Raw genomic sequence first — 23,951 nt, forward strand, 5'->3', positions numbered from 1 at the left:
GATGCAGCCGATATCCTTCCTACGCCGGCGGCTGGCCGGCCTCAGATACCGTCTGGCCACCCGCGATATCGGCGCCATCGTGCTCACGATGGCGGTGGCGACCTATGTCGCCGTCACGATCGATCTGTATGAAGACAGCCTGACGGCCGACACCAGGACCGCGACGATAGAGTTGGACGAGGCTCTGTCTCTGGGGGTGCTGTTCTCGGTGCTGCTGCTGGGCTTCACCCTGCGCCAGTACCGGCTTCAGAAACGAGAGATGGCACGGCGGATCGCGGCCGAATGTCAGGCACGGGAACTGGCCTATCAGGACCCGCTGACCGGCCTTGCCAACCGCCGGCAGTTCGAAGAAGCGCTGACCACCGCGATCGCCTCACCGCCTCGCGCCGGCGGCGCCCATGCGCTGCTGCTGCTGGACCTGAACGGTTTCAAGCAGATCAACGACGTCCACGGTCACGGCATTGGCGATGAAGTGCTGATCATCCTGGCCGCCCGCCTGCTGGGCGCCGTGCGCGAGGGCGATCTGGTGGCGCGGCTCGGCGGTGACGAATTCGCGGTGCTGTCACAGCATCTGGCCGGCCCTGAAGCCGCGACCAGCCTTGCCCGCCGTTTGATGCGCGTCTGCGATGAACCGGTCACCACCGGCCGCGTGCGCCATGCCGTCGGCACCGGCATCGGCATCGCCGTGCTGCCACAGGATGCGACCGATCTGACAGAGGCGCTGCGTCGCGCCGATATCGCGCTCTATCGGGCGAAGGCTGAACGCCGGTCGGCCTATCGGTTTTTCGAGGCCGACATGGACCAGCAGATCCGACTGCGCGAGGCGCTGGAGCGCGATCTGCGGGCGGCACTCGACGCCAACCGGCTGCACCTGCGCTTCCGTCCGAGTTTCGACCTGCGCAGTGGCGCCATCACCGGCTTCGATGCCATTCCCGGCTGGCATCACCCGGTGCATGGCGATCTGCCGCCGGACCGTTTCGTGCCGATCGCCGAGGATACCGGGCTGATCCATGCCCTTGGCCGCTGGATGCTGACCGAGGCCTGCGAGGCCGCGCGGGCCTGGCCTGGTCACGTGTCGCTGGCGGTCGATATCTTTCCCGGCCAGTTACGGGATACAGGCCTGCCGGCCCAGGTCGCGGCCATCCTGAACGACAGCGGGCTGAGCCCCGAGCGGCTGGAACTCGACATCACCGAAAGCGCCCTGGTCAGCGACCCGCAGGCGGCCGGCGCCCTGTGCGCCGGGCTGCGCCGTCTGGGCGTGCGGGTGGCGCTGGACAATTTCGGCACCGGCTATTCCAGCCTGTATCATCTGCGCCACATCAAGCTCGACCGGGTCAAGATCGACCGCAGTTTCATCGAACAGATCGGCGACAGCGAAACCAGCCGCATCGTCAGCGCATTGGCCGGGCTGGGCGACGGGCTGGGGATGGATGTCAGCGCCGAAGGCATGGCTGGCGGCAGCGATGGCCGGGCCGCCCTGCTCCGCCATGGCATTCACACGGCATCGAACGGGGCGGCCCTTCTGGATCAGGCCGAAAGCCTGCTTCTGGCCAGACGGGCCGCCGCACTCAATGGAACAGAACCAGCGCCTTATTGAAGGTGATCCAGATCCCCCACAGGATCGGCAGGCCCACCGCCAGCCAGGCCAGCATCGCCGGACCGCTGATGCCGCCCCGGCCGATGCCGAACGAGCCTTCATGGGCGGCATCCACCGGTCGCAGCCGCGCCTGTTCCGCCGCAAGCTCGGCCGGCTTCATGAACCAGCGCGTGGCCAGCGGCCGCACCAGCAGATTGGCCACGAACCCCACGGCCAGCATCGCCGCCAGCACCAGCATGATCGTGTCATAGATCTGCGCCCGCGGCACACCGGCGGCGAGTTGGGCATCGCGCATATAGGCCACGACCAGCGGCCCCAATATCCCCGCCGTCGACCATGCGGTCAGCAGCCGGCCGTGGATGGCGCCCACGAACTGGGTGCCGAAGATATCCGCCAGATAGGCCGGTATGGTGGCGAAGCCGCCGCCATACATCGATGCGATGACGCAGAAGGCCAGCACGAACAGCGCCAGCATATGGCCGCCGGCCAGAACCGGCGCCGCCAGATACAGCGCCACCCCCAGCACGAAGAACACGGCATAGGTCAGCTTGCGACCCAGCCGGTCGGACAGCGACGCCCAGAAGAACCGGCCACCGATGTTGAACAGCGAGATCAGGCCCACGAAACCGGCCGCGACCGCCGCGGCGGCACGTTTCTGGCTGTCGTCGAAATCCGTGAAGCCTATATCCGGCGCGCCGACCAGGCTGCCACCGAAAATCTCCTGCAGCATCGGGGCCGCCACGCCGATGATGCCGATGCTGGCCGAGACGTTCAGGCACAGCACGGCCCAGATCAGCCAGAATTGCGGTGTCTTGTGGGCGTCGCGCAGATGGACATGGCCATGGGTGATCATCGCCCGCGTCGCCGGCGGCGGTGTCCAGCCATCGGGGCGCCAGCCGGCCGGCGGCACCCGATAGCCGAAGGCCCCGCCCAGCATGAACACCAGATAGATCAGGGCCAGCGTCAGAAAGGTTTCCCACACCCCCACCGAAACCGGGGTACGATAGGCATTCATCAGCATGTCGGCAAGCGGGCTGCCGATCAGCGCGCCGCCGCCGAAGCCCATGATCGCCATGCCGGTCGCCATACCGCGCCGGTCGGGAAACCATTTGATCAGGGTCGAGACCGGCGAGATATAGCCAAGCCCCAGCCCGATGCCGCCGATGACGCCGGACCCCAGCCACATCAGCCACAACTGATGCACGGCAATGCCCAGCGCCGACAGCGCCAGACCGCCGCACCAGCACAGAGCGGCGACGACGCCCGCCTTGCGCGGGCCGGCGCGTTCCAGCCAGCCGCCGAACAGCGCCGCCGAGGTGCCCAGCACCACGAAGAACAGGGTATAGATCCAGACCAGATCGCTGATCCGCCAGTCGCAGGTGGTGGTGGTCAGCGCGCCGATCAGGCTGAGATTGGTGCAGGCCACCGACTGGGTGACGCCGACCGCCCGCGACAGCGGCAGCCAGAAGACGCTGAAGCCATAGGCCATGCCGATGCACAGATGAATGGCGAGGGCCGCCGGCGGCACCAGCCAGCGATTGAAGCCCGGTCGCGCGATGATGCGCGTGCGATCGAGAATGCCGGGTACCCCCGGCTCCCCCGCAATTGCAGTGGTCTGCACCATGGATGACATGCCTCCCCTTTGACGCGGCGTCAGCGGGGAAGACCGGACGACGGGGCTCGGGCGGCAAACATCCACCCTGCCCTGCGCGCATGGCGATGCGGCGCAGGCTCCCGCCCGTCTGATGGCATTTCCCCCACCGGAGACCGGCCCGCTCTTCAGGCGGCCCTTGATCCTCCGGACACATCACGCTCCCCTCTTACGCGAGCCACATCAAATTGAATTACATGAAGACGTGATAGATGCGCCCTATCAACTGGCCCGAATCGGCCGGACGCCATCACTCGGACAGACCCAGTCATTCGGACAGGCCGACCCCGGTGAAGACCGTCTCGAAATCGGCTTCACGGGTGCAGGCAAGCAGGGCGCTCGCCATCGGCGATGGCGGGTCGCGATCCGACAGCACCAGCCCGATCGCCTGCGTATGCACCGGCTCGACCAGATCCACCGCCACCAGATCGGGATTGCCGCCGAAGACGTGAAAGAAGGTGTGGGGCACGATGCTCGACCAGGCGCCATGGCGGATATGGGCACAGACCCCAAGGAAGGAATTGCTCACCACCGGCGCCGTGATCGGCACACCGATCGACGCCGCGATGTTGTTCAGGATCCGCCGGTTCTGCATGTCCTCGCTCAACAGGCACAGGCGTTCGACCAGCGCCTGCGCCCAGGTGATCTGGCGCCGCCGGGCCATCGGGTGGCCGCGATGGGTCAGGAAGACATAACGCTCGCGGTACAACGGCACCCGCCGGACATGCTCCAGCGGCTCGTTCTCAAGATAGGTCAGGCCGCCATCCAGTTCGAAGGCGTCGAGCCCGCGCTGGATCGCACGCGACGTCAGCGACTGAATGGCGATCCCGGCGGCGGGATGGGCGCTGGCGAACCGTGCGCTCAGAAACGCCACCGACGGCATCGCCGCCGGGATGACCCCCAGCCTCAGCGTGCCGCTCAGGCCCTGGCGCAGCCCGGTCAGATCGTCGCGCAGGCTGTCGTAATCGCTGAGGATCTGGCGTCCCCAGGCCAGAAGGGTTTCGCCTTCCGGTGTCAGGCCGACGAAGCGATGGCTGCGCACCACCAGCCTGACATCCAGATCCTCTTCCAGCCGACGGATCGCCGCCGACAGGGTGGGTTGCGTCACATGACAGACCTCCGCCGCCCGCGCGAAATGCTTCTCGCGGGCCAGGGTGACGAAATAGGACAGATGGCGCACCAGCATCCGGACATCCCCCCGACGATCCCCCCCGACGGGACGGTGGGTACGATTTCAAAACCCATTACCCATAACGTATTATGGTTGCAATCTCCATGATGTCATCATCCGCGCGTCATGCGGACCGGGCGATGTCCTGCCGCAACTGGTCGAGCTTCGCGCCGGCCCATTGCCGGGCGTCGTCGCCGAACACGAGCCGCGATGGCGCCTCGGCCTGCGACGCCAGCGCCACGATCCGTGCCGCAAGCCGCTTCGGATCGCCCGGCTGGTTGCCGTTGGCCCCGTCCACGAACGCGCGATACTGTGCGACCGCCTCGGCATAGTCGGGAATGTCGATGCTGCCGAAGCGCGCCGACTTGCTGTCCATGAAGTCGGTGCGCAGCATCCCCGGCTCGACCAGGAGCGAGCGGACGCCCAACGGCGCCAGTTCCTGCGCGAAGCCCTCCATCCATCCCTCGACCGCGAATTTCGACGCCGCGTAGACGCCCCCCCCACCGTTGGAGACCAGCCCGCTGACCGACGAAATGGTGACGATGAGGCCTGAGCGCCGCGCACGCATATGGGGGGCGACCGCGCGCGCGACATTCATCGTGCCGAACAGATTGACCTCGAACTGACGCCGCACCGCGGCATCGGTGACGGTCTCGAAGAACCCCAGCTCGGCATAGCCGGCATTGTTGACCAGCACGTCGATCGCACCGAACCGCCCGGCGGTCTCGGCGGCGACCGCGTTCGCGGCGTCGGCGTCGGTGATATCGAGCCCGAGCGCGTGCAGGCGATCGTGGTCGCCCCCGCAGGCATCGCGCACCGCCTTGGGGACGCGCGCCGTTGCCACGACCGTTTCGCCCGCATCGAGCGCCGCGCGCGTGATCTCGCATCCAAGCCCCCGGCTTGCGCCCGTCACCAGCCAGATCTTGCCCATCGCCTGCTCCTTGTTCCTTCCACTGTTGCTGACCATGTAGCCGTGCTAATTGATCGAGATAACCGCCTAATCAGTCATAGGCCCCAGTAGCGGGGATCATCAATGCGTCCGGATCAGCTCGGCGACCTCGCCGTCTTCGCGGCGATCGCCGCCGACCGCAGCTTCACACGTGCCGCGCGGCGGCTCGGGGTCACCCAGTCGGCGTTGAGCCAGACCATGAAGCGGCTGGAGGGCCAACTCGGTTTTCGCCTGCTCTCCCGCACGACGCGCAGCGTTGCCCCGACCGCGGCCGGCGAGCGCCTGCTCGCCACCCTGTCGCCGGCACTGTCCGGGTTGGACGACGCGATCGAGGCGCTGTCCCAGGCGCGCGGGGCAGCGATCGGCACCGTCCGGATCACGGCGGGCAAACACGCCGCGGACACAGTGCTGTGGCCGATGCTCCCGTCCTTCATGCGCCGCCACCCCGGCATCGAGGTGGAGGTCTCCGTGGAGGGTAGGATGACCGACGTCGTGGCGGGCCGCTATGATGCGGGCATCCGGCTCGGCGAGCGATTGGAGAAGGACATGATCGCGCTGGCGGTCGGGCCTCCGCTTCGCGTCGCGGTGGTGGCCGCTCCCGGCTATCTGAGCGCCCATCCGGCGCCGATGGAACCCGCCGACCTCACACGCCATCGCTGCATCGCCTATCGCGACGCGCATGGCGAGCTGTCGCCGTGGTCGTTCGAGCGCGACGGCCATACGGTGACGGTCACGCCGGGCCGCGGGCCGGTGTTCAACGACGGCGACCTGCTGGTGGCCGCCGCCCTTGAGGGGTTCGGCATCCTCTACGTCCTTGAGGATCTGGTGGCGGCGCCGATTGCCGATGGCCGTCTCATCCGCCTGCTGGAACCGTGGTGCCAGCCCTTCGCCGGCTACCACCTCTATTACCCCGATCGGCAGGGCACGACGGCCTTCGCGCTGTTCAAGGAGACGCTTCGGGCAAGCAGGGCCACATAAAGGTTTCGTCTGCAATCCGGGCGGCAGCGACCACCATGCAGGGATGTAGGGAGGTAGGGATCCGGCGATTTACGCGGCGCCGTCCCGCCGGCCGGGCAGCATCACCGCCACGACCATCGCGGTCAGCCCGAAGCCGCCCATCACCGCCAGCGTGATGGCAAAGGCGTCGAGCGGCCGGCCGGGCAGCGCCACCTCGGCGGACTCCAGCACCACCGCCAGAATGGCCACCCCGACCGCGCCCCCGAACTGGCGGCTGACATTCAGGGCGGCCGCCCCTTGTGCCACCTGATTTTCGGGCAGCAGCCGCAGGCCGCCGGCCGACAGCGCCGGCATCACCAGCGCCAGCGACATCCGGCCCAGCGCCATCACCGCGGCGATCACCCAGAATCCGGCCGCGAATTCGGCCCAGGCCAGCAACAGGGCATGGGCGGCGAACAGCCCCAGCCCGATCATCACCTGTGGCCGGGTCGCGATCCGGTCGGCCAGCCGGCCGGCCAGCGGGAAGGTCAGCGCCATGGCGAAACCCGCCGGCGCCATGGCCAGCCCCACCTCGGCCGGGCTCATCCCGCGGGCGGTTTCCAGCAGCAGCGGCAGCAGATAGGTGGAACCGAACAGGCCCAGCCCCAGGGTCATGGAACACAGCGCCGCCGCACCGAAGCCCGGCGCGCGATAGATTTTCAGATCCATCAATGGCCGTGCGACCCGCCGCTCCCATGCCAGAAAGCAGGCACCGGCCGCCACCGCCACCACCGCCGCCGCCAGAACCTGAACCGACAGCCAGCCCTGGCTCATCCCCATGCTCAGCACGGCGATCAGCGATGACATGGCCACCGCCAGCAGGCCGAAGCCCAGCAGGTCGAAACGCCCGCCGGCCCCCGGCGGGCGGGCATCGGGCAGCGCCTTCAACGCGATGACGATGCCCGCCAGACAGACCGGAATCGCCACGAAGAACACCGACCGCCAGCCGGCGAATTCGACCAGCGCGCCGCCCAGGGTGGGTGCGAGTGCCGGCGCCAGCACCACGCCCAGCCCGTACAGCCCCATCGCCGATCCGCGCTTGTCGGGCGGATACATCCGGAAGATCACCACCATTGCCAGCGGCTGGATCATGCCGGCCGCGGCCCCCTGGATGACCCGCGCCACGATGGCCGCATGGGCGCCGGGCGCGAAGCCGCCGAGCAGGGCCGCGGCCACGAACACCGAAATCGCCAGCACATACAGCTTGCGAAAGCCCAGCCGCCCCATCATCCACGGCGCCACCGGCATCGCGATGGTGTTGGCGGCCAGAAAGCCGGTGGACAGCCCCTGCGCCACCGTGTGACTGACGGCCATGTCGGTCATGAAGGTTGCCAGCGCCACATTGATCAGCGTCGCCGACAGAATGGTCGAAATCGTGCCGCACATCAGCGCCGCGATCGCCAGCCGCCGCTCGCGGGTGGTGACGGTCGCCGCCGACAGGGCCTCAGGGCGCTGCGGCGGCGGTGCCTCGGGCGCAGGCTCGGCATCCCGGGGCGCCGTCACGGGCGGTCCTCCGATTCGGGTCGGGGCATCGCGGCCAGCAGGTGCTCGGCAGCACCCTGCACGGCGTCCAGCACCAGCAGGGCCTGGGCGATCTGATCATCGGTCAGCCCGCCCAGCAGATCGGCGCGCACGGCCGCGATCTCGCGGGCGATGGCATCGGTGGCCGGCGCCGCCTTCGGCCCCAGACCGATCACCTTGCGCCGCCGGTCCTGGCCGTCGGGCCGACGTTCCACCAGCCCGTCCGCCTCCAGCCGGTCCAGCAACCGCACCAGGGTCGGCGCCTCGATCGCCAGCCGGTCGGCCAGTTCACGCTGCGTCAGCGGCCGGGATGTGGTCGACACCACATTCAGCACCCGCCAGCGCGACTGGGTCAGCCCATGGGGGGCCAGACGCGCATCCAGCACACTGCGCCAGCTACGCGCGAGGCGTGCCACCGTCCACCCCAGCCGGGCACGAGGCGGGGCCGCCGGTCCCACGGCCGGCAGGATCTGTTGGGGCGTCTCGCCGGGTTCGGCAATCGGCAGCATCGGGCGCATGACCTCATGAATTGGCATCATGCGCCGAAGCTTAGCAAACCCACTTATTAGCAGGCGAACGTTCTGCCCGCAAAGCTGCCCCGCGCCTGCGGCACGGCGCGGGGATCATGTGCCAGGATCAGGATTGTTCCACCGGGCTCAGGCGCCCAGCGGCTCCAGGATGCTGGCGTAATTGGCGACGGCGGCCCCGCCCATGTTGAACACGCCGGCACGCACCGCGTTCGGGATCTGCATGCCCTCGGGCGCGGTGCCGGTCACCTGCATCGCCGCCAGCACATGCATCGACACGCCGGTGGCGCCGATCGGGTGTCCCTTGGCCTTCAGTCCCCCCGACGGGTTGACCGGCAGCCGGCCGCCCTTTTCGGTCCAGCCCTCGCGGATGGCGCGGGCGCCGTCGCCGGGCGCGGTCAGGCCCATGGCTTCGTACTCCATCATCTCGGCAATGGTGAAGCAGTCATGGGTTTCCACCAGATGCAGATCATCCAGGGTCAGCTTCGCCGCACTCAGCGCCCGCCGCCACGCTTCGGCCGCGCCCTCCAGCACCGTCGGGTCGCGGCGCGACAGCGGCAGGAACTCATTCACCTGCACCGCCGCCCGGAACGCCACCGGCACCACCCCCGATGCCGCGGTCAATTCGCAGGCCATCGTCTCGTCGGCCAGCACCAGCGCCGCCGCACCGTCCGAGACCAGCGAACAATCGGTTCGCCGCAATGGTCCGGCGACCAGCGGATTCTTGTCACTCACCGAGTTGCAGAATTCGAAGCCGAAATCCCGGCGCATCTGGGTATATGGATTGGCGCAGCCATTGCGATGGTTCTTGGCGGCGATCATCGCCAGCGCGTCCATCTGGTCGCCATTCTTCGCGAAATAGGCCTGGGCGATCTGGCCGAACACGCCGGCGAAACCGCCCGGAATATTGCCTTCCTCGCGCCGATAGCTGGCCCCCAGCAGCAGATCGCCGACCTTGTCGCCGGCGGTGCGGCTCATCTGCTCGGCGCCGATCACCAGCACCACCCGGCCACGCCCGGCGCGGATGAAATCCTGCGCGGCATGGATCGCCGCCGATCCGGTGGCACAGGCATTCTCCACCCGGGTGGCTGGCTTGAAGCGCAGCCCCGGATCGGCCTGAAGCGCCAGCCCGGCCGCGAAATCCTGTGCCGAGAAGCCATTGTTGAACAGGCCGACGAAGATGCCGTCCACCTGGGCGCCATCGATGCCGGCATGGGCCATGGCATCGCGCGCCGCCTGCACGATCAGCGCCTCAAGGTCCAGCGCATCCAGCTTGCCGAAGGGCGTATGCGCCCAGCCCGCGATGCATACCCGGGTGTCAGTAGCCGACATCGATTGTCTCCCTTGTTCAGGCGCGCGCGGCAGGTTCAGGCGCGCATGCGAGGTTCAGGCGCGCATGTCAGGTTCAGGCGCGCATCCGGCCGCGCGCGCGCATCGCCAGATCACGCACCCCCGGCGACTGGGTGCGACCCAGTTGCTGTTCGATCCGCTCGCGCTCGCGCTGCAACAGGGCCAGCAACTGGGCGCGCCGTTCCGGCGACATCCGGCTGTCGATGGCGGCGATGCTCAGCGCCGCCTCGGGTTCGCCGCGACGGTTCAGGATCGGCACGGCGACCGCGCTCATCCCCGCCACGATCATGCCGTCATTGAAGGCATAACCCTGCGCGCGGGTCTGATCCACCAGAGACAGCAGGCGCTGGGGCTCGATCCGCGGCGCATAGGCATTCACCCGACCGGCATTGACGTCGATGATCGAGCGGATTTCATTGGGATCGGGCTGGAACGACAACAGCGCCAGACTGCCCGCCCCCACGCCCAGCGGCCGCCGGTCGCCGACTGCCAGGGTCAGGGTGCGGATCGGGAAGGCGCCTTCCTGGCGTTCCACGCAGATCGCGTCGAAGCCGCTGCGCACCGACAGATAGGCGGTATCGCCCGATGCTTCCGCGATCCGCAGCACGGCCGGTGCCGCGATCTTGCGGATACCGAAGCGTTCGGCCGCGACCGAGCCCAGCGCGAAGGTCTCGACGCCCAGATGATAGCGGCGGCTGCCGGGATCCTGATCGACCAACCCCTCGCGCATCAGCACCAGCAGCAGGCGGCGGACGGTCGGCTTGTTCAGCCCGCTATCCGCCACCACGTCGACCAGACGGGCGCCGCCGGCGTCGCGGCGCGCCAGGATGCGCAGCAGGCTGATCGCGCGTTCCACCGATTGGGTGCCGGTGGGGGCGGCCGGTGCGGCCGTGGCCGGGGCCGCCGCCGCACGACGAACAGAGGCGGCAGCCCTGCCGGGCGCGCCCAGAGTGGTTTCTGGCATGACAGCGTTTCCTCCAGTGGCGCCGGGCCGCCTTCGAACGGGCCACTCTCGGCGTGAAACACGGGTGACGGCAAGATCGACCAAAGGTCCACAATATGGACGACTTACCATCACTCATTCTGAATGATGTCTCCATTACGTGAATTTGACAACGCATCAGATGATTTGTAGCCTGATCTTGCGCGAAAATTAAATCCATATCATGGACCGGACACAGCGGTTCATCGACAAGGATCCCGCCGGCGGCAGTCCGGCACGCGTTGAATGGCGGATGGCGTGCCGGCAGGCCGGTCATGTCCTTCGCCACCTGGAAAAACGAGCCCGCCAACAAGATCCGCCCGCCCGCGCCTTCCCGACGCGGGCCCAAGAGCGCTTCCGGGGAGGAAGACCGACGATGACCCAGCCAGCCGACACGGCACCGCCCGCCACCGATAACGGGCGGCGGCGGCGCCTGATCGACCATCATGCCACCATGTGGCGCATTCGCGCCTTCGAACGCGCGGCGGAAGACGGCCTCGCGGCAGGCCATGTCAACGGCGCCGTCCATATGTCGATCGGCCAGGAGGCGGTGCCGACCGGTGTCGCCGCCCATCTGATCACCGAGGACGTGATCGCCTCCACCCATCGCGGCCATGGCCACAGCATCGCCAAGGGCGCCGATCTGAACGGCATGATGCTGGAACTCTTCGGCCGGGCCGGCGGCGCCTGCGCCGGCAAGGGCGGTTCCATGCACATCGCCGATTTCAAGGTCGGCATGCTCGGCGCCAATGGTGTGGTCGGCGCCGGCCTGCCGATCGCCGTCGGCGCGGCGCAGGGCCTGCGCCTGCTGGGGCGCGCCGCGATCGCGGTGTGCTATTTCGGCGATGGCGCCGCCAATCGCGGGCCGTTCCTGGAAAGCCTGAACTGGGCGGCCGTGTTCAAGCTGCCGGTGCTGTTCGTCTGCGAGGACAACAACTGGTCGGCCACCACCCGCACCGCGGCCATGAGCGCCGGCCCCGGCATCGCCGCCCGGTCGGAAGCCCTGGGCGTGCCGGCGCTGTCGATCGACGGCAATGACGTCGAAGCGGTCGACGAGGCGGCGGGCCGGCTGATCGGCCTGATCCGTGGCGGCAGCGGCCCGCGCCTGCTGCATGCCCGCACCTATCGGCTGAAGGGCCACACCGTCACCGATGCCGCCCCCTATCGTCCGGCCGACGAGGTGGCCGCGCGCTGGGAGGACGACCCGATCGCCCGCAACGCCGCCGAATTGAAGGGCTTGGGTCTCGACGACGACGAGATCGCGGCCATTGAGGTGGCCGAGACCGCGCGCATCGCCGCGTCCGTGACCGCGGCCCTGGCGGCTCCCCTGCCCGACACCGCCGCCGCCTTCGATGACGTGCAGGATATCGGCCGGCCGCGTCCCGGTGCCGAACAGGGCCAGGCCTGGTCGACGCACGGAGCGATGGACGGCATATGGGCATTGGATCGGGGGACGCAGCTATGAGCGCTTTCACCTATATCGAGGGCGCCCGGCGGGCGCTGGCCGAGGAACTGGAGCGCGACCACCGGGTCTGGGCGCTGGGCGAAGACCTGGGCCGCGGCGGCGTGTTCAAGCAGTATGACGGGCTTCAGGCACGCTTCGGCGCCGAACGGGTCGTCGACACGCCGATCTCCGAGGCCACGATCATGGGGGCTGCGGTCGGCGCCGCCCTGGTCGGCACCCGGCCGGTGGTCGAGATGCGCTTTTCCGACTTCGCGCTGTGCGCGGTCGACGAACTGGTCAATCAGGCCGCCAAGAACCGGTTCATGTTCGGCGGTCAGGGCCGCGTGCCGCTGGTCGTCCGCCAGCCGATCGGGGTCTGGCGGTCGTCGGGCGCTCAGCATTCGCAGTCGCTGGAAAGCTGGTGGGTGCATATTCCGGGTCTGGTGGTCACGGCGCCGGCCACCCCCGCCGACGCCTATGGTCTGCTGAAGGCCGCGATCCGCGCCGACGACCCGGTGGTGCATCTTGAGCACAAGGCATTGTGGCCGCTGACCGGTCCGGCACCTGAAAGCGACGCCCCGGCCGAACTGGGGCGCGGCCGCATCGCCCGCCCCGGACGCGACGTCACCATCGTCGCCTGGTCGGCCGCCGTGCATGAGGCGATGGCGGCCGCCAACATCGCCGCCGCCCGGGGTGTGGATGTCGAGGTGATCGACCTGCGCACCCTGTGGCCATGGGACGCCGAGATGGTGCTGTCGTCGGTGGCCCGCACCCGACGGCTGGTGGTGGCGCAGGAAGCCGTGCGCGATGCCGGTTTCGGTGCCGAGATCGTCGCCACCGTCACCGAAGCGCTGGGCGACCGGCTGGAAACCCGGCCGATCCGGCTGGGCGCCCCCCGGATTCCGGTCGGCTATTCGGCGCCGCTGGAGGCGGCCTATCGCGTGGGGCCCGACAACATCGCAGCCGCCCTGCTGCGGGCGGTGGCATCGCCGGCCGCCGCCTGACGCCGTCTGACTCTGATCTGCCGGCCAAGGCCGGTCCCAGGACGACCATCGCGATCACGAACCGACGCCGGCCGGGTTTCGATCCCCGGTCTCCTTCCCCCGGCAGCGACCACGGCTCTCCTCCCCCAGAGCGGTTCTGCCAACCGGTGACCCGGCCGTCGTTCGCGTGCATCTGCCGGCCCGAGCGCCCCCCTCCGCGCCAGCGGCCGGCAGATGCCTTTGCCGCCGGCATCCGTCCCTGAGCCCCGGATGCCGGCGGTCTTTTATCCCACCGCCAGTCGCTTATCCCACCGCCAGTCGCTGGCGGAAGAACGCCAGGATCTCGTCGCGGGCGGCGATGGTCGGCTGGCCCGCCTGATCGATCAGATGCACCGTCACCACGCTGTGCGGGGTCGGCACATGACGTGCGAAGAATGGCGGCAGATCCGTGCGGTTCGCCGCCGCGTCCGGCAGCACGCGCCCCTGAAACCGGTCGCCCAGGGCGCGTTCATAGGCGGCGAAGCGTTCCGCCCGGCAGATCGCATCCCCGGCGAAACGATAGCCCAGCACGACCAGATCCTCGCGCTCCAGCCGCGCCCGCACCCGGGGCCAGTTCCCCGGCATCGCTTTCAAGCGCGCCGGCATCGTCCAGCGGCAAGGACGGCTGGGCCAGAACCGGCGCCAGCACGGCCGGCTCCAGCATCATCGACAGTGCGAAATTGCCGGTGACGGGTCTGCTCTAATTATTCTGGTATGGACACAATTATTTTGGAATGGAGGCGGGATCAGGTCGGACGAAACTGGATTTGGCTGGGCGGCAGCGGACGATGCGGTAGGCTAAGATGATGCGTAGCTGGGGTGCCGACGCGCCATCTGCAAGGTTACGTGCAGGCGGGTGTCGTCGGCGGCACCCGCCATTTTTATGTGTTGGGTCCGCGACCCAAGAGGATTTCGACGAAACGGCCGGCAGCGGTGAACTGGACGGCGGTTGCACCCGCCGCGACCGCAAGCGGGCCGGACGCGGCCACGGCGCGGCCCTGGGCATCGGTGACGAGGCTGGCGCCGGCCGTGAAGGTGCCGCCGGTCTCGATGACCGTGGTGCCTGCGACGGTCAGCGTGCCTGCCTCTCCGGTCTTCAAGGTCTGATCGCTGATACCAAACACCTTAGCGCCGGCCGTGGTGACGACGGCGCCGCCGAAACCGCAGGCGCGGCGCACGGACCGGGTCGGCGGCAACGATGCTCAGGGTGAGCGTGGCGAGGCTTTGACGGGGCATCTGTGGGCTCCTGGAACGACGGTGAGGGTCAGCGCGGGGCAGAGGCGACGGCAAGCACGGCTTGTGCGTAATCACCGCCATGTTCCCGCTGGATGTCGATGCATTGGTGGTTCAGGACGGTCCCGTCACCACCGCCGGGGCCGCCATGGCGCAGATGGATCTGATGCTGGCGGTCATCGCCCGTCATGGCGGCCCCGGTCTGGCTCAGGATTGCGCCCGGCTGCTGCTGCTCGACCATCGCCGATCACAGGCCCGCTATATGGCGCCCGGCTTCATGGCCGCGACGGACGACGGCATCGCCCGCGCCGGCGCATAGCCCGCGCGACCGGCCTGTCGCCGGTGGGTTTCGTTCAGCGCCTGCGCATCGAACGGGCGACGGAGCTGCTGGACACCACCACCCTGCCGCTCGACGAAATCTCCCGCCGGGTGGGCTATGCCGAACCCTCGACCCTGCGCCGGCTGATGCGCCGGGCCGGTGTCGGCACGCGACGCCCGCCGGTTCAAAGATGAGCCGGCAGGATGCCCGGATCTATCGGGCCGTGCCGCCGTCACCGGCATCGGTGATGCCGGCATGGTGCCATTCCATGGCCACGAAATAGGGCACACGGGCATAGCGGGCCGCCTGATCCGCCGGTCCGCCGGTGGGGGCCGGCTCGTCGAACCAGGCGAGGCGGAGGCCCGCCTTGAGGAACAACTGCATATAGGCCGAGAGCGGCCGGTGCCAGTTCACGATCTCGATACCGCGCCAGCCGACCCGCATCGGGCGGGTCTCAAGATAGCGGTCGAGCGCGAAGTGGTCGGGCCGGCCGTCGGTGTCGTATTGCCAGCCGCGATCGGCCGAGGCGCTGGTGAAGCCGGTCAGGTTGGCGACCAGCAGCCTGCCGCCGGGCTTCAAGACCCGTGCCATCTCGGGGATCGCGGCCGCGATGTCGGGGATGTCGATCAGCGTCAGATAGCTGACCACCAGATCGAAGCTGGCATCGGGAAAATCCAGCGCCTCGGCACGGCCCACACGATAATCTCCGGCGGGGTCGCGGTCGCGGGCCACCGCGAGCAGTTCGGGCGTGGGGTCGACACCGGTTGCCCGGATACCTTCCGCCGCCATGATCCGGCAGAAGCGCCCCTCGCCACAGCCGACATCGAGCGCGGTCTGAACACCGCGACCACGCAGCCGCGGGATCATCACCGGGTCGAGGACATGGGCACGGCCATAATCGCCGTGCTCGCCCTGCTCGCGAACCCAGGCATCGGCGGAAGCCCGCCAGCCGTCGTCGTCTCCACCGGTCATGATCCCGTCTCCCGCAAGCCGTCAGCGTCCGCCGGCCACCCGCACGATGGTGCCCGACACGTAAGAGGACGCGTCCGATAGCAGAAACATGATCGTCTGCGCAACCTCGGCGGCACTGCCGGCACGGGCGAGCGGAATGTTCGGCGCCAGCTTCTCCACCCGGTCGGGCATGCCGGCATCGGCGTGAATGCCGGTGTCGATCAGCCCCGGCGATACCGCGTTGACCCGGATGCCGTCGCTGGCCAGTTCGCGCGACAGGCCGATGGTCAGGCTGTCGATGGCACCCTTCGATGCCGCATACCACACGAACTCACCCGGGCTGCCCAGGGTCGCCGCCGCCGACGAGACATTGACCATCACCCCGCCGCTGCCGCCACGGCTGGTCGCCATCACCCGTGCGCCGGCACGGGCCACCATGATCGCGCCGGTCACGTTCAGATCGATCACCCGCGCGATGGTCGCGGGGTCGGCATCGGCCAGCCGGCTGCCGGTGCCGGTGATGCCGGCATTGTTGACCAGATGGGTCAGCCGGCCCCAGCGCGCCATCATCGCATCGACCAGCGCATCGGCAGCCCCCGGCTCGGCCATGTCGCCCTGAAACGCCTCGGCATCGGCGCCCTCGGCGCGCAGATCGGCAACCAGGGCATCGGCCGCCGCGGCATCGCGGGCATAATTGACCGCCACCGCATAGCCGGCCGCCGCCGCCAGCCGGCAGGTGGCGGCACCGATGCCGCGTCCGCCGCCGGTCACCAGCAGCACCTTTGCCGTATCCTTGCCCATCATCGCTCTCCCTGATCGCCGAAAACACTTAACGAGCGCATATCCGCGCATTGACCGCAAGGCCCGGAGGCGAGGATACTAGATGATCTTTGATCAAACAATGCGGCTGTCTGCCCCCGGGCGCCGCGCCCCTGCCCTGGCCGATGGACGAGACAGATGACCCGGAGCGATACCATCCCTTCCGCCGCGCACACGATCGATCCTGCCACCGATACCGTCACCGACCCGGGCACCGCCCCCGTCACCGATCCCTGGCCGGCCGACGAGCCCCGCCACCTGACACTGACCACCACCACCATGGTCGACGGGCTGGCACGCAGCGCCGCCCGCGCGCCCGGCCGCACCGCCCTGCATTATTACGGGGCCACGCTCAGCTATGGCGCGCTGCACGAAGCGGTGGAGCGGCTGGCGGCGGCGCTGGTGCGGATCATCGGTGTCGGCCGGGGCGACCGGGTGCTGATCGCGCTTCAGAATTCGCCACAATACATCATCGCCTATCACGCGGTGCTGCGCGCCGATGCGGTGGCGGTGCCGGTGAACCCGATGTATCGCGGGCCCGAACTCGCCTTCATCGCCGCCGACAGCGGCGCCAGGGTCGCGATCATCGGCGACGATCTGGTTGAGGACTTCGCCGGGCTGACCGAAGCCGGCGGGCCGCTGCGCGCGGTCGTTGCCGCGCATTATGCCGACATGGCCGGCCACGACCCGCGCATGCCCTGGCCGGCGGTGATGGCAGCACCGCGCGCGGCGCTGCCTGAAGGTGGCGTCTGGCACGACTGGCGCGCGCTGACCGATACCGCCACAGCCGGCGACGCCCTGCCGCCGGCGCTGGGTGGTCGCGACGAGCTGTGCCTGATGCCCTATACCTCTGGCAGCACCGGCCGGCCCAAGGCCTGCATGCACACCCATCTGTCGGTGCTGTTCACCGCAGAGGCGCAGATGCGGTTGTATCGGATGACGGCCGAGGATGCCGTCACCGCCTTTCTCACCCTGTTTCATGTTGCCGGCATGCAGGCATCGATGAACGCCGCCCTGCTCGCCGGCAGCGAAATCGTGATCATGACCCGCTGGGATCGCGATCTTGTGCCGGTGCTGCTGGCCGACCGGCAGGTCAGTTTCTGGAATGCCGCGCCGGCCATGGTGGTCGATGTGCTGGGCAGCGCCAGTTTCGACCCCGCCTGTCTTGCCCGCGTGCGGGTGCTGACCGGGGGCGGCGCCGCCATGCCCGAAGCCGTTGCCGCCGAGTTGAAACAGCGCTACGGCCTGGTGTTCATTGAAGGCTATGGCATGACAGAGACCATGTCGCCCACCCATATGAACCCGATGCACGCCCCGCGCCCGCAATGTCTGGGCATCCCGATCCACGACACCGATGCCCGCATCATCGACCCTGAGACCCTGGCGGAACTGCCCGAGGGCGAGACCGGCGAAATCGTGGTGGCGGGGCCGCAGATCCTGAAAGGCTATTGGAATCGCCCCGATGCCGATGCCGAGGCGTTCTTCATGCGCGATGGCAAGCGCTTTCTGCGCACCGGCGATCTGGGCCGGCGCGACGCCGCCGGCTATTTCTATGCCGTCGACCGGCTGAAGCGGATGATCAATGTCGGTGGCTTCAAGGCCTGGCCGGCCGAGATCGAAACCGCCTTGTTCCGCCATCCCGCCATCCGCGACGCCTGCGTCATCTCGGTGCCCGATGCCCGGCGCGGCGAGGCGGTGAAAGCGGTGATCGTGCTGAAGCCCGAGGCGCAGGGCCGGGTGATGGCCGAGGACATCATCGCCTGGGCGCGCGGCGAACTGGCCGCCTATAAGGTGCCGCGCGTCATCAGCTTTGCCGACAGCCTGCCCCGCACCGCCACCAACAAGGTCGACTGGCGGGGGTTGCAGGATGCGGAACGGGCGCGGGCCGCCGGTGCCTGACCCAGTAATTTTTATTTGCGAATGACACGCATTGTCATTTGATGCCGCCTCCGCTAACCTGCCCGCAGCTATCCGCCAACATCACCCGATCCAGCCATGTGTCAGGGGGCGGACAGCTTGGGCACGCACAGTCTCTCGATCGGCCGGCTCTATGGTGCGGAATGCGATCGTCTGCGGCGGATCGCCCGGCGACTCTCAGGCGATGCAACCACGGCCGAGGATCTTGTCCAGCAGGCCTTCGTCAACCTGCTCCGCCACGACGTGCCGGTCAGCCAGGCCTATGTCACCACGGCGGTGCGCAACCTGGCCCTGAATTATCTGCGCGATGCAAAGCGCCGTGCCGAGGTGATGCTGTCCGACGACCGCATGGCCCGGATCGCCGATCCGGCGGCCTCGCCCGAGGCCACGGCCATTCACCGCAACGAGGTCCGGCGGCTGTTGACGGCGATCAACGCCCTGCCGCCGCGCCGGCGCCAGAGCTTCGTGCTGAACAAGCTTGCCGGCCTCACCTATAACGAGATTGCCTTGCGGATGGGCGTGTCGCGCAACACCGTCATCTCGCAGATCGTGCAGGCGATGACCGATCTGGACCGCATGCTGCGGTGACCCCGGATCAGGATGGCCGTGGCATGACCGATGACATCACCCACGACCGCGAGCAGGCCGAGGCCATGAAATGGTTCCTGCTGATGAAAGAGGAACCGGTCGCCCATGCAGACCGTGACGCCTTCGCCAGATGGCTTGCCGGACATGAGCGGCGGGCCGAGGCCTATGCGCGCGCGGAAGCGCTGTGGGCGCGCTTCGATGCGGTCAAACCCGCCTATAACGCCATGGCGGGCGGGCTCAGGTCGGATGGGCGCCGGATCAGCCGTCGTGCGGTGCTGACCGGCGGCGCGGTTCTGGTAGTGGGTGCTGCCGGCTCGCAACTCGTATCGCCCGCGCGCCTGCTGGCCGATGCGACGACCGGGGTGGCGGAGCGGCGGATGCTGACATTGCCCGATGGCAGCCGTGTTGAACTCGCCAGTCGCTCGGCGCTGTCGATCCGCTATACCGGCCAGCGTCGCGACGTCACCCTGCATGATGGCGAAGGCTGGTTTCAGCCGAGGCCCGATCCCCGCCCCTTCGTGGCGCGCACCGCGCAGGGGCGTGTCGCCACCACAGGCACCGGCTTCGATCTGCGCGCGCGTGCCCGGGCCTCGACCGTCTATGCGATCGACGGCGAGATCACGGTGATACCCGATGCGGCGGCGCCCTTCGTCGTGAGGCAACGCCAGGATGTCCGCTTCACCAATGAAGGCATGCAACGCGCCATGCAGCGGGCGGCGGAGGACGTCCTTGCCTGGCGCCATGACCGGATCGTGTTCGAGGATGTGCCGCTTGCCGAGGTGCTCGACGACCTTGGCCGCCATCGCCACGGGCCGATCCTGCTGGCCGACCGCCGGGCGGCAGCCCTGCCGGTGACCGCGGTGTTCGACCTGACCGATATCGACCGTGCCCTCGGCATCATCGCCGAAACCCTGCCGGTCCGGATGCATCGCATGGCCGGTCTGGTCGTGGTGCGATCGGCCTGACAACATCGCGAACGCCGCCCGGCGCTAGAGTTATAAGTTTATCGAGCATCTTTGCCCGCTCAAGTGATTCCACCTGAGCGGGATCTGCTCTCACGCAGCACATCGATCATCACCTGCCGGGCGGCGCGGCCTTCCGGACAGGGCAGCAGCGGATAGACATGGATAAGGCCCGGCGCCTCGTGATAGTCGACCGCGACACCGGCCGCACGCGCCTTGGCCACCAGCAGCCGGGTGTCGGGATTGGTGATGTCGCGCAGGCCGCTGAAGATGGTCAGGCCACCCAGCCCGCTCAGATCCGAAAACAGCGGGCTGACCAGCATGTGGTCGAGCGCGAGCGTGCCGCGCCAATGCTCGATCGCGGTCCGGATGCCGGCCCGCGCCAGCCATGGATCCTGCGGTTCAACATGGTCGACCTCCGGATTGGCCATGGTCAGATCCAGCGCCGGCGAGATCAGGATGGTGTGGCGCAGCGCCGGCACACCCCGCTCGCGCAGCAGCAGGGCCGCCGACAGCATGATCTGGCCGCCGGCCGAATCCCCCAGGGCACTGACCCGCCCGGCGCCATGCTGCCCGATCAGATCGGCGAGCATATCGGCCATCACCGGCACCACCACGCCCGCCGTGCCGCGCGGCGCCAGCGGATAGATCGGCACGATGATGGTGGCACCGCTCTGTCGGGCCAAGGTCGCCACCAGCCGCCATTGCAGCGGATGTATCTCGCGGATCCAGGCGCCGCCATGGGCATAGACCACATATTGTCCCGACGGCTGCCCCAGAGGCGCCACGCGATAGACCGGCCAGCCGCCATCATGGTCGACCGTGATCCGCACCCGGCGTTCCAGCCGCTTCGGCGGCCCGAAGGCGCTGGGCCGCAGACGGCTGTCCTCGATGCTGCGCGCGGTCTTTTCAGGGTCCGAGAACAGACGCTTCGCCCCGGTCAGGGCGACAAGCTGCGGCAGAAGGCGGCTGGCGAGGCTCGGCACCGCACATGCCCTTTCATCAGATTGGGTCGCCATCATGGGGCGTGCTCGCAGCATAGCCTGTGACGAGCCATGGATACGAGCCCGCATCGCCCCACCGCCACCGCCGCGTTTTTTTGCACCCGCCAGTCATTACCCCGGCCCTGCCGGGTGTCTGACCTTGATGAAGGCCGCAGCAACGGCCAGCCATGAGGCATCAGACCAGGAAGGATCGACCCCGTGCGGGCATATCGTCAGACCCATCATCGAGGCACCGGCCGCGCGCCCCGGACCCCGGCCGCGGCACAGGGCACACGCGCCATGCTGATCGTTCTGCTGACCGGCACCGTACTGCCGGTCGCGGCGCTGATGCCGATGCCGGCGCGCGCGCAGGTGCAGGACACCGCACGGCCATTCGCCATCGACGCCCAGCCATTGTCCTCGGCCCTGCTGCGGTTCTCGGAAACCAGCCGGCGGCAGATCATCGCCGATGCCGGATTGCTGCGCGATCGGATGGCACCGGCTCTGCACGGCAATTTCAACGACGACGACGCGCTCCGCCACCTGCTGGCCGGAACCGGGCTGACCCACCGGCTCAGCGGCGATGCGGTCATCATCATGGCGGCGCCGGACGATGCCGCCGGGATGTCGCCCGAACATCTGGGGCCGCTGGTGGTGTCGGGCGCCACCGGCCGCACAGCGCAGGTCTATGAGACGGCGGCACCGAAGAGCTATGTTCCGGCCGAGACGATCGAACGCTATCGCGGCAGCAGCCCGGCCGACATGTTCCGTGGCGTGCCCGGCGTGATGTCGGGCGAGGCGCGCAACGGCGCCGGCTCGATCGACGTCAATATCCGCGGCATGCAGGGCATGGGCAGGGTCGCCGTTACGGTCGATGGCACCTCGAATGCCGTAACCGTGTATCAGGGCTATCAGGGGGTATCGAACCGCAGCTTCGTCGATCCGGATTTCCTGTCCGGCATCGATATCACCAGGGGGTCGGACGTGGCATCCAGCGGCATCGCCGGCACGGTGGCCATGACCACGCTGGGGGCGGATGACATCGTCTCGGAAGGCGAAAACCTGGGCATCCGCCTGAAGGGCGGCTTCGGCACCAACACCGCCTCGCCCAGCACCGGCCAGCGCGGCGGCTATGCCTGGCCGAACTCGCCCTATGCCGAACCGGTCGCCACCGCCAGCGCCGCCGGCATGGACCGGCCATCGCTGCTGGAGCCGACCAGCGGGTCGGGCAGTGTGGTTGCCGCCCTGAAGGAAGACCGCATCGATCTGGTGGTCGGCTATGCCTATCGCCGCCAGGGCAATTATCATGCGGGCGAACATGGCCCGGCCGCCGATCCGGTCAGCACCGGCCCGCGCGAATACTGCTACTCAAGCGGATACTGCCCTGGCGTCGACTACACCGACTATATCGAGAATGGTGGCATCGCCAATTATCGCGCCGGCGAAGAGGTTCTGAACACCCAGCTTGAGACCAAGTCCTGGCTGGCCAAGGGCACGCTGCGTCTGGGGGATGAACACAGCATTCAGCTTGGCTATAACGGCTTCAACAGCGAGGCCGGCGACCTTCTGGCCTCGCGCCTGACCAGCGAGCGTGGTCAGGCGGTGCAGCAGGACCAGACCGCCGGCGCCAAGGTCGACGCCTATTCGCTGAAATACCGCTGGCTGCCGGACGATGGCGAGCTTATCGACCTGAAGGCCGGCCTCTGGCAGACCAAGCTCGAAATGCGCAACCCGCGCCGCACTCAGGTGATGTTCCCGAAGCCCGAGGATTACGGCCTGCCGGCGAATTACCGCACCGGATCGGACACGGTGATGTGGGGGGCCGACGTCACCAATGCCTCCCGGCTCGACACCGGCATGGGGTCGCTGGGGCTGACCTATGGTCTGTCGTATCAGAACGAGGATACCCGGCCCAGCGCCTATACGCCCGAACTGGAAAACTGGCTCGATCTGCGCGACGGCAGCCGGCAGGAGGCGGCCGGCTTCGTGAAGGCGGCATGGCAGCCGATCGACTGGCTGACCGTCAATGGCGGCCTGCGCTATCAGCATTTCTGGTCGGAGGACCGCAACGAGCCGGAGCTGGCGCGGCCGAGCTATGACTATGACAACGCACTGGATGATGGCGGCTTCAGCCCGGCGCTCGGGATCACGGTCGAGCCGTTCAAGGACACGCAGTTCTATGTCAACTGGTCCGATGCGCTGCGCATGCCCAGCATCATCGAATCGGTCTCGGCCTTCACGATGAATGTGAACAAGGCTCTGGTGCCCGAGCGGTCCCGGAACTGGGAACTGGGGGTTAATCACCGCCAGAACCGGGTGCTCACCGATGATGATCAGGCCATGGCCAAGTTCGGCTTCTTCGACTGGACGGTGTCGGATTATATCGCCCGCGAATGGTATACGGTGAACGGCGTATCGGGCCTGCACATCCACAACATCGATCAGGCCCATTTCTCGGGGCTGGAATTCTCGGGCCGCTATGAAATCGACGGCTTCACCGCCGAACTCAATGCCAACTATTATCTGGATGTGGAATTCTGCCGAACGTCGGACAGTTGCGGCAACAAGTCGCTCTATGCCGATTACGCCACCAATCAGGTGCCGCCCGAATACATGGTCGATCTGATGCTGTCCCAGCGCCTGTTCGACGACGCCCTGACCATCGGCGGTCGCGCATCCCATATCGGCGCCCGCGCCATCGGCCATGGCGACGTCACCGCGCAGGGCGCCTCGCAGTTCATTTCCATGATCGACTGGAAGCCCTATACCCTGGTCGATCTGTTCGCCGAGCTTGAGGTGACCGATAACCTCACGACCGGCATCCGGGTGCAGAACCTCACCGACCGCTATTATGTCGACCCGTTGAGTCTGGTCCAGCAGCCGGGGCCAGGGCGCACGATCTATGCCTCGGCGACGTTGAAGTTCTGAACCGGTGCGGCCGGCCTGAACGACCGTTCAGGCCGGCGCGG

At 68.1% G+C, this 23,951-nt stretch carries 21 protein-coding genes and 1 pseudogene; 10 read left to right on the forward strand and 12 right to left on the reverse strand.

What is annotated here, in order from left to right; translation table 11 throughout:
- Position 1: 1 nt before the first annotated feature.
- Positions 2 to 1,597: a putative bifunctional diguanylate cyclase/phosphodiesterase gene (locus WG924_RS13270; RefSeq protein WP_345933517.1), complete on the forward strand. Its 1,596-nt coding sequence runs from the start codon at positions 2 to 4 to the stop codon at positions 1,595 to 1,597.
- Here the strand turns inward: WG924_RS13270 and WG924_RS13275 are convergent.
- The 3 genes from WG924_RS13275 to WG924_RS13285 all read right to left on the reverse strand — a co-directional run bounded on the left by WG924_RS13275 (position 1,569) and on the right by WG924_RS13285 (position 5,350).
- Positions 1,569 to 3,221, reverse strand: a complete 1,653-nt coding sequence (locus tag WG924_RS13275) for an OFA family MFS transporter (RefSeq protein ID WP_345933518.1) — start codon at positions 3,219 to 3,221, stop codon at positions 1,569 to 1,571. The two genes, WG924_RS13270 and WG924_RS13275, sit on opposite strands and share 29 nt — an antisense overlap.
- 295 nt (positions 3,222 to 3,516) lie before the next feature.
- On the reverse strand, positions 3,517 to 4,434 hold the full coding sequence (locus WG924_RS13280; RefSeq protein ID WP_345933519.1) for a LysR family transcriptional regulator: 918 nt from the start codon (positions 4,432 to 4,434) through the stop codon (positions 3,517 to 3,519).
- A 109-nt stretch (positions 4,435 to 4,543) separates the two neighbouring features.
- Complete coding sequence (locus WG924_RS13285) at positions 4,544 to 5,350, reverse strand: SDR family NAD(P)-dependent oxidoreductase (RefSeq protein WP_345933520.1); 807 nt, start codon at positions 5,348 to 5,350, stop codon at positions 4,544 to 4,546.
- Positions 5,351 to 5,452: 102 nt separating this feature from the next.
- Between WG924_RS13285 and WG924_RS13290 the strand changes: the two genes are divergently transcribed.
- Positions 5,453 to 6,346, forward strand: a complete 894-nt coding sequence (locus WG924_RS13290) for a LysR family transcriptional regulator (RefSeq protein ID WP_345933521.1) — start codon at positions 5,453 to 5,455, stop codon at positions 6,344 to 6,346.
- A gap of 69 nt (positions 6,347 to 6,415) precedes the next feature.
- Here the strand turns inward: WG924_RS13290 and WG924_RS13295 are convergent, their stop codons facing one another.
- From WG924_RS13295 to WG924_RS13310, 4 genes are all read right to left on the reverse strand, one after another.
- Positions 6,416 to 7,867: a DHA2 family efflux MFS transporter permease subunit gene (locus WG924_RS13295; RefSeq protein WP_345933523.1), complete on the reverse strand. Its 1,452-nt coding sequence runs from the start codon at positions 7,865 to 7,867 to the stop codon at positions 6,416 to 6,418.
- Complete coding sequence (locus WG924_RS13300; protein ID WP_345933524.1) at positions 7,864 to 8,394, reverse strand: MarR family winged helix-turn-helix transcriptional regulator; 531 nt, start codon at positions 8,392 to 8,394, stop codon at positions 7,864 to 7,866. The genes WG924_RS13295 and WG924_RS13300 overlap by 4 nt, the downstream gene beginning before the upstream one ends.
- A 147-nt stretch (positions 8,395 to 8,541) precedes the next feature.
- Positions 8,542 to 9,744, reverse strand: coding sequence for an acetyl-CoA acetyltransferase (locus tag WG924_RS13305; RefSeq protein WP_345933525.1), 1,203 nt, complete (start codon positions 9,742 to 9,744; stop codon positions 8,542 to 8,544).
- Positions 9,745 to 9,817: 73 nt separating this feature from the next.
- Positions 9,818 to 10,726, reverse strand: a complete 909-nt coding sequence (locus WG924_RS13310; protein ID WP_188576026.1) for an IclR family transcriptional regulator — start codon at positions 10,724 to 10,726, stop codon at positions 9,818 to 9,820.
- 394 nt (positions 10,727 to 11,120) lie between these two features.
- On the opposite strand from WG924_RS13310, the gene WG924_RS13315 reads away from it, so the two are divergent.
- Both WG924_RS13315 and WG924_RS13320 read left to right on the forward strand, forming a co-directional pair.
- Positions 11,121 to 12,209, forward strand: coding sequence for a thiamine pyrophosphate-dependent dehydrogenase E1 component subunit alpha (locus WG924_RS13315; protein ID WP_345933527.1), 1,089 nt, complete (start codon positions 11,121 to 11,123; stop codon positions 12,207 to 12,209).
- Positions 12,206 to 13,192 carry an alpha-ketoacid dehydrogenase subunit beta gene (locus WG924_RS13320; protein ID WP_188576022.1) on the forward strand — a complete coding sequence of 329 codons (987 nt, stop codon included), beginning with the start codon at positions 12,206 to 12,208 and terminating at the stop codon, positions 13,190 to 13,192. The genes WG924_RS13315 and WG924_RS13320 overlap by 4 nt, the downstream gene beginning before the upstream one ends.
- 282 nt (positions 13,193 to 13,474) lie before the next feature.
- On the opposite strand, the pseudogene WG924_RS13325 reads toward WG924_RS13320, so the two are convergent.
- Together WG924_RS13325 and WG924_RS13330 are read right to left on the reverse strand one after the other, a co-directional pair.
- Positions 13,475 to 13,898 (reverse strand): annotated as a pseudogene (locus WG924_RS13325) (dienelactone hydrolase family protein); the annotation flags it as partial.
- Between the two features lie 193 nt (positions 13,899 to 14,091).
- Positions 14,092 to 14,388, reverse strand: a complete 297-nt coding sequence (locus WG924_RS13330; protein ID WP_345933528.1) for a hypothetical protein — start codon at positions 14,386 to 14,388, stop codon at positions 14,092 to 14,094.
- Between the two features lie 137 nt (positions 14,389 to 14,525).
- Between WG924_RS13330 and WG924_RS13335 the strand changes: the two genes are divergently transcribed.
- Positions 14,526 to 14,762 (forward strand): helix-turn-helix domain-containing protein, encoded by a 237-nt coding sequence (locus tag WG924_RS13335; protein WP_345933529.1) that lies wholly within the window; start codon positions 14,526 to 14,528, stop codon positions 14,760 to 14,762.
- 23 nt (positions 14,763 to 14,785) lie between these two features.
- Entirely contained in the window at positions 14,786 to 14,956 is a 171-nt protein-coding gene (locus WG924_RS13340) for a helix-turn-helix domain-containing protein (RefSeq protein ID WP_345933530.1), read from the forward strand.
- Positions 14,957 to 14,975: 19 nt separating this feature from the next.
- On the opposite strand, the gene WG924_RS13345 is transcribed toward WG924_RS13340, so the two are convergent.
- Together WG924_RS13345 and WG924_RS13350 are read right to left on the reverse strand one after the other, a co-directional pair.
- Positions 14,976 to 15,734, reverse strand: a complete 759-nt coding sequence (locus WG924_RS13345) for a class I SAM-dependent methyltransferase (protein ID WP_345933531.1) — start codon at positions 15,732 to 15,734, stop codon at positions 14,976 to 14,978.
- Between the two features lie 21 nt (positions 15,735 to 15,755).
- Positions 15,756 to 16,514: an SDR family oxidoreductase gene (locus WG924_RS13350; protein ID WP_345933532.1), complete on the reverse strand. Its 759-nt coding sequence runs from the start codon at positions 16,512 to 16,514 to the stop codon at positions 15,756 to 15,758.
- A 156-nt stretch (positions 16,515 to 16,670) separates the two neighbouring features.
- Between WG924_RS13350 and WG924_RS13355 the strand changes: the two genes are divergently transcribed.
- The 3 genes from WG924_RS13355 (at position 16,671) to WG924_RS13365 (ending at position 20,002) form a co-directional block, all read left to right on the forward strand.
- The gene (locus WG924_RS13355; protein WP_345933533.1) at positions 16,671 to 18,431 is read left to right on the forward strand and encodes a long-chain-fatty-acid--CoA ligase; all 1,761 of its coding nucleotides are present in this window, start codon (positions 16,671 to 16,673) and stop codon (positions 18,429 to 18,431) included.
- Between the two features lie 117 nt (positions 18,432 to 18,548).
- Positions 18,549 to 19,037, forward strand: coding sequence for an RNA polymerase sigma factor (locus WG924_RS13360; protein ID WP_345933534.1), 489 nt, complete (start codon positions 18,549 to 18,551; stop codon positions 19,035 to 19,037).
- A 23-nt stretch (positions 19,038 to 19,060) separates the two neighbouring features.
- Complete coding sequence (locus WG924_RS13365; protein WP_345933535.1) at positions 19,061 to 20,002, forward strand: FecR family protein; 942 nt, start codon at positions 19,061 to 19,063, stop codon at positions 20,000 to 20,002.
- A gap of 59 nt (positions 20,003 to 20,061) precedes the next feature.
- Here the strand turns inward: WG924_RS13365 and WG924_RS13370 are convergent, their stop codons facing one another.
- Positions 20,062 to 20,985 (reverse strand): alpha/beta hydrolase fold domain-containing protein, encoded by a 924-nt coding sequence (locus tag WG924_RS13370; protein WP_345933536.1) that lies wholly within the window; start codon positions 20,983 to 20,985, stop codon positions 20,062 to 20,064.
- Between the two features lie 297 nt (positions 20,986 to 21,282).
- Between WG924_RS13370 and WG924_RS13375 the strand changes: the two genes are divergently transcribed.
- A complete protein-coding gene (locus WG924_RS13375) occupies positions 21,283 to 23,910 on the forward strand; it encodes a TonB-dependent receptor (protein ID WP_345933538.1) in 2,628 nt (875 codons plus the stop codon).
- Positions 23,911 to 23,951: the final 41 nt, after the last annotated feature.

Origin of the sequence: Tistrella arctica (assembly GCF_039630945.1) — a bacterium.
Taxonomy (GTDB): Bacteria; Pseudomonadota; Alphaproteobacteria; order Tistrellales; family Tistrellaceae; genus Tistrella; species Tistrella bauzanensis.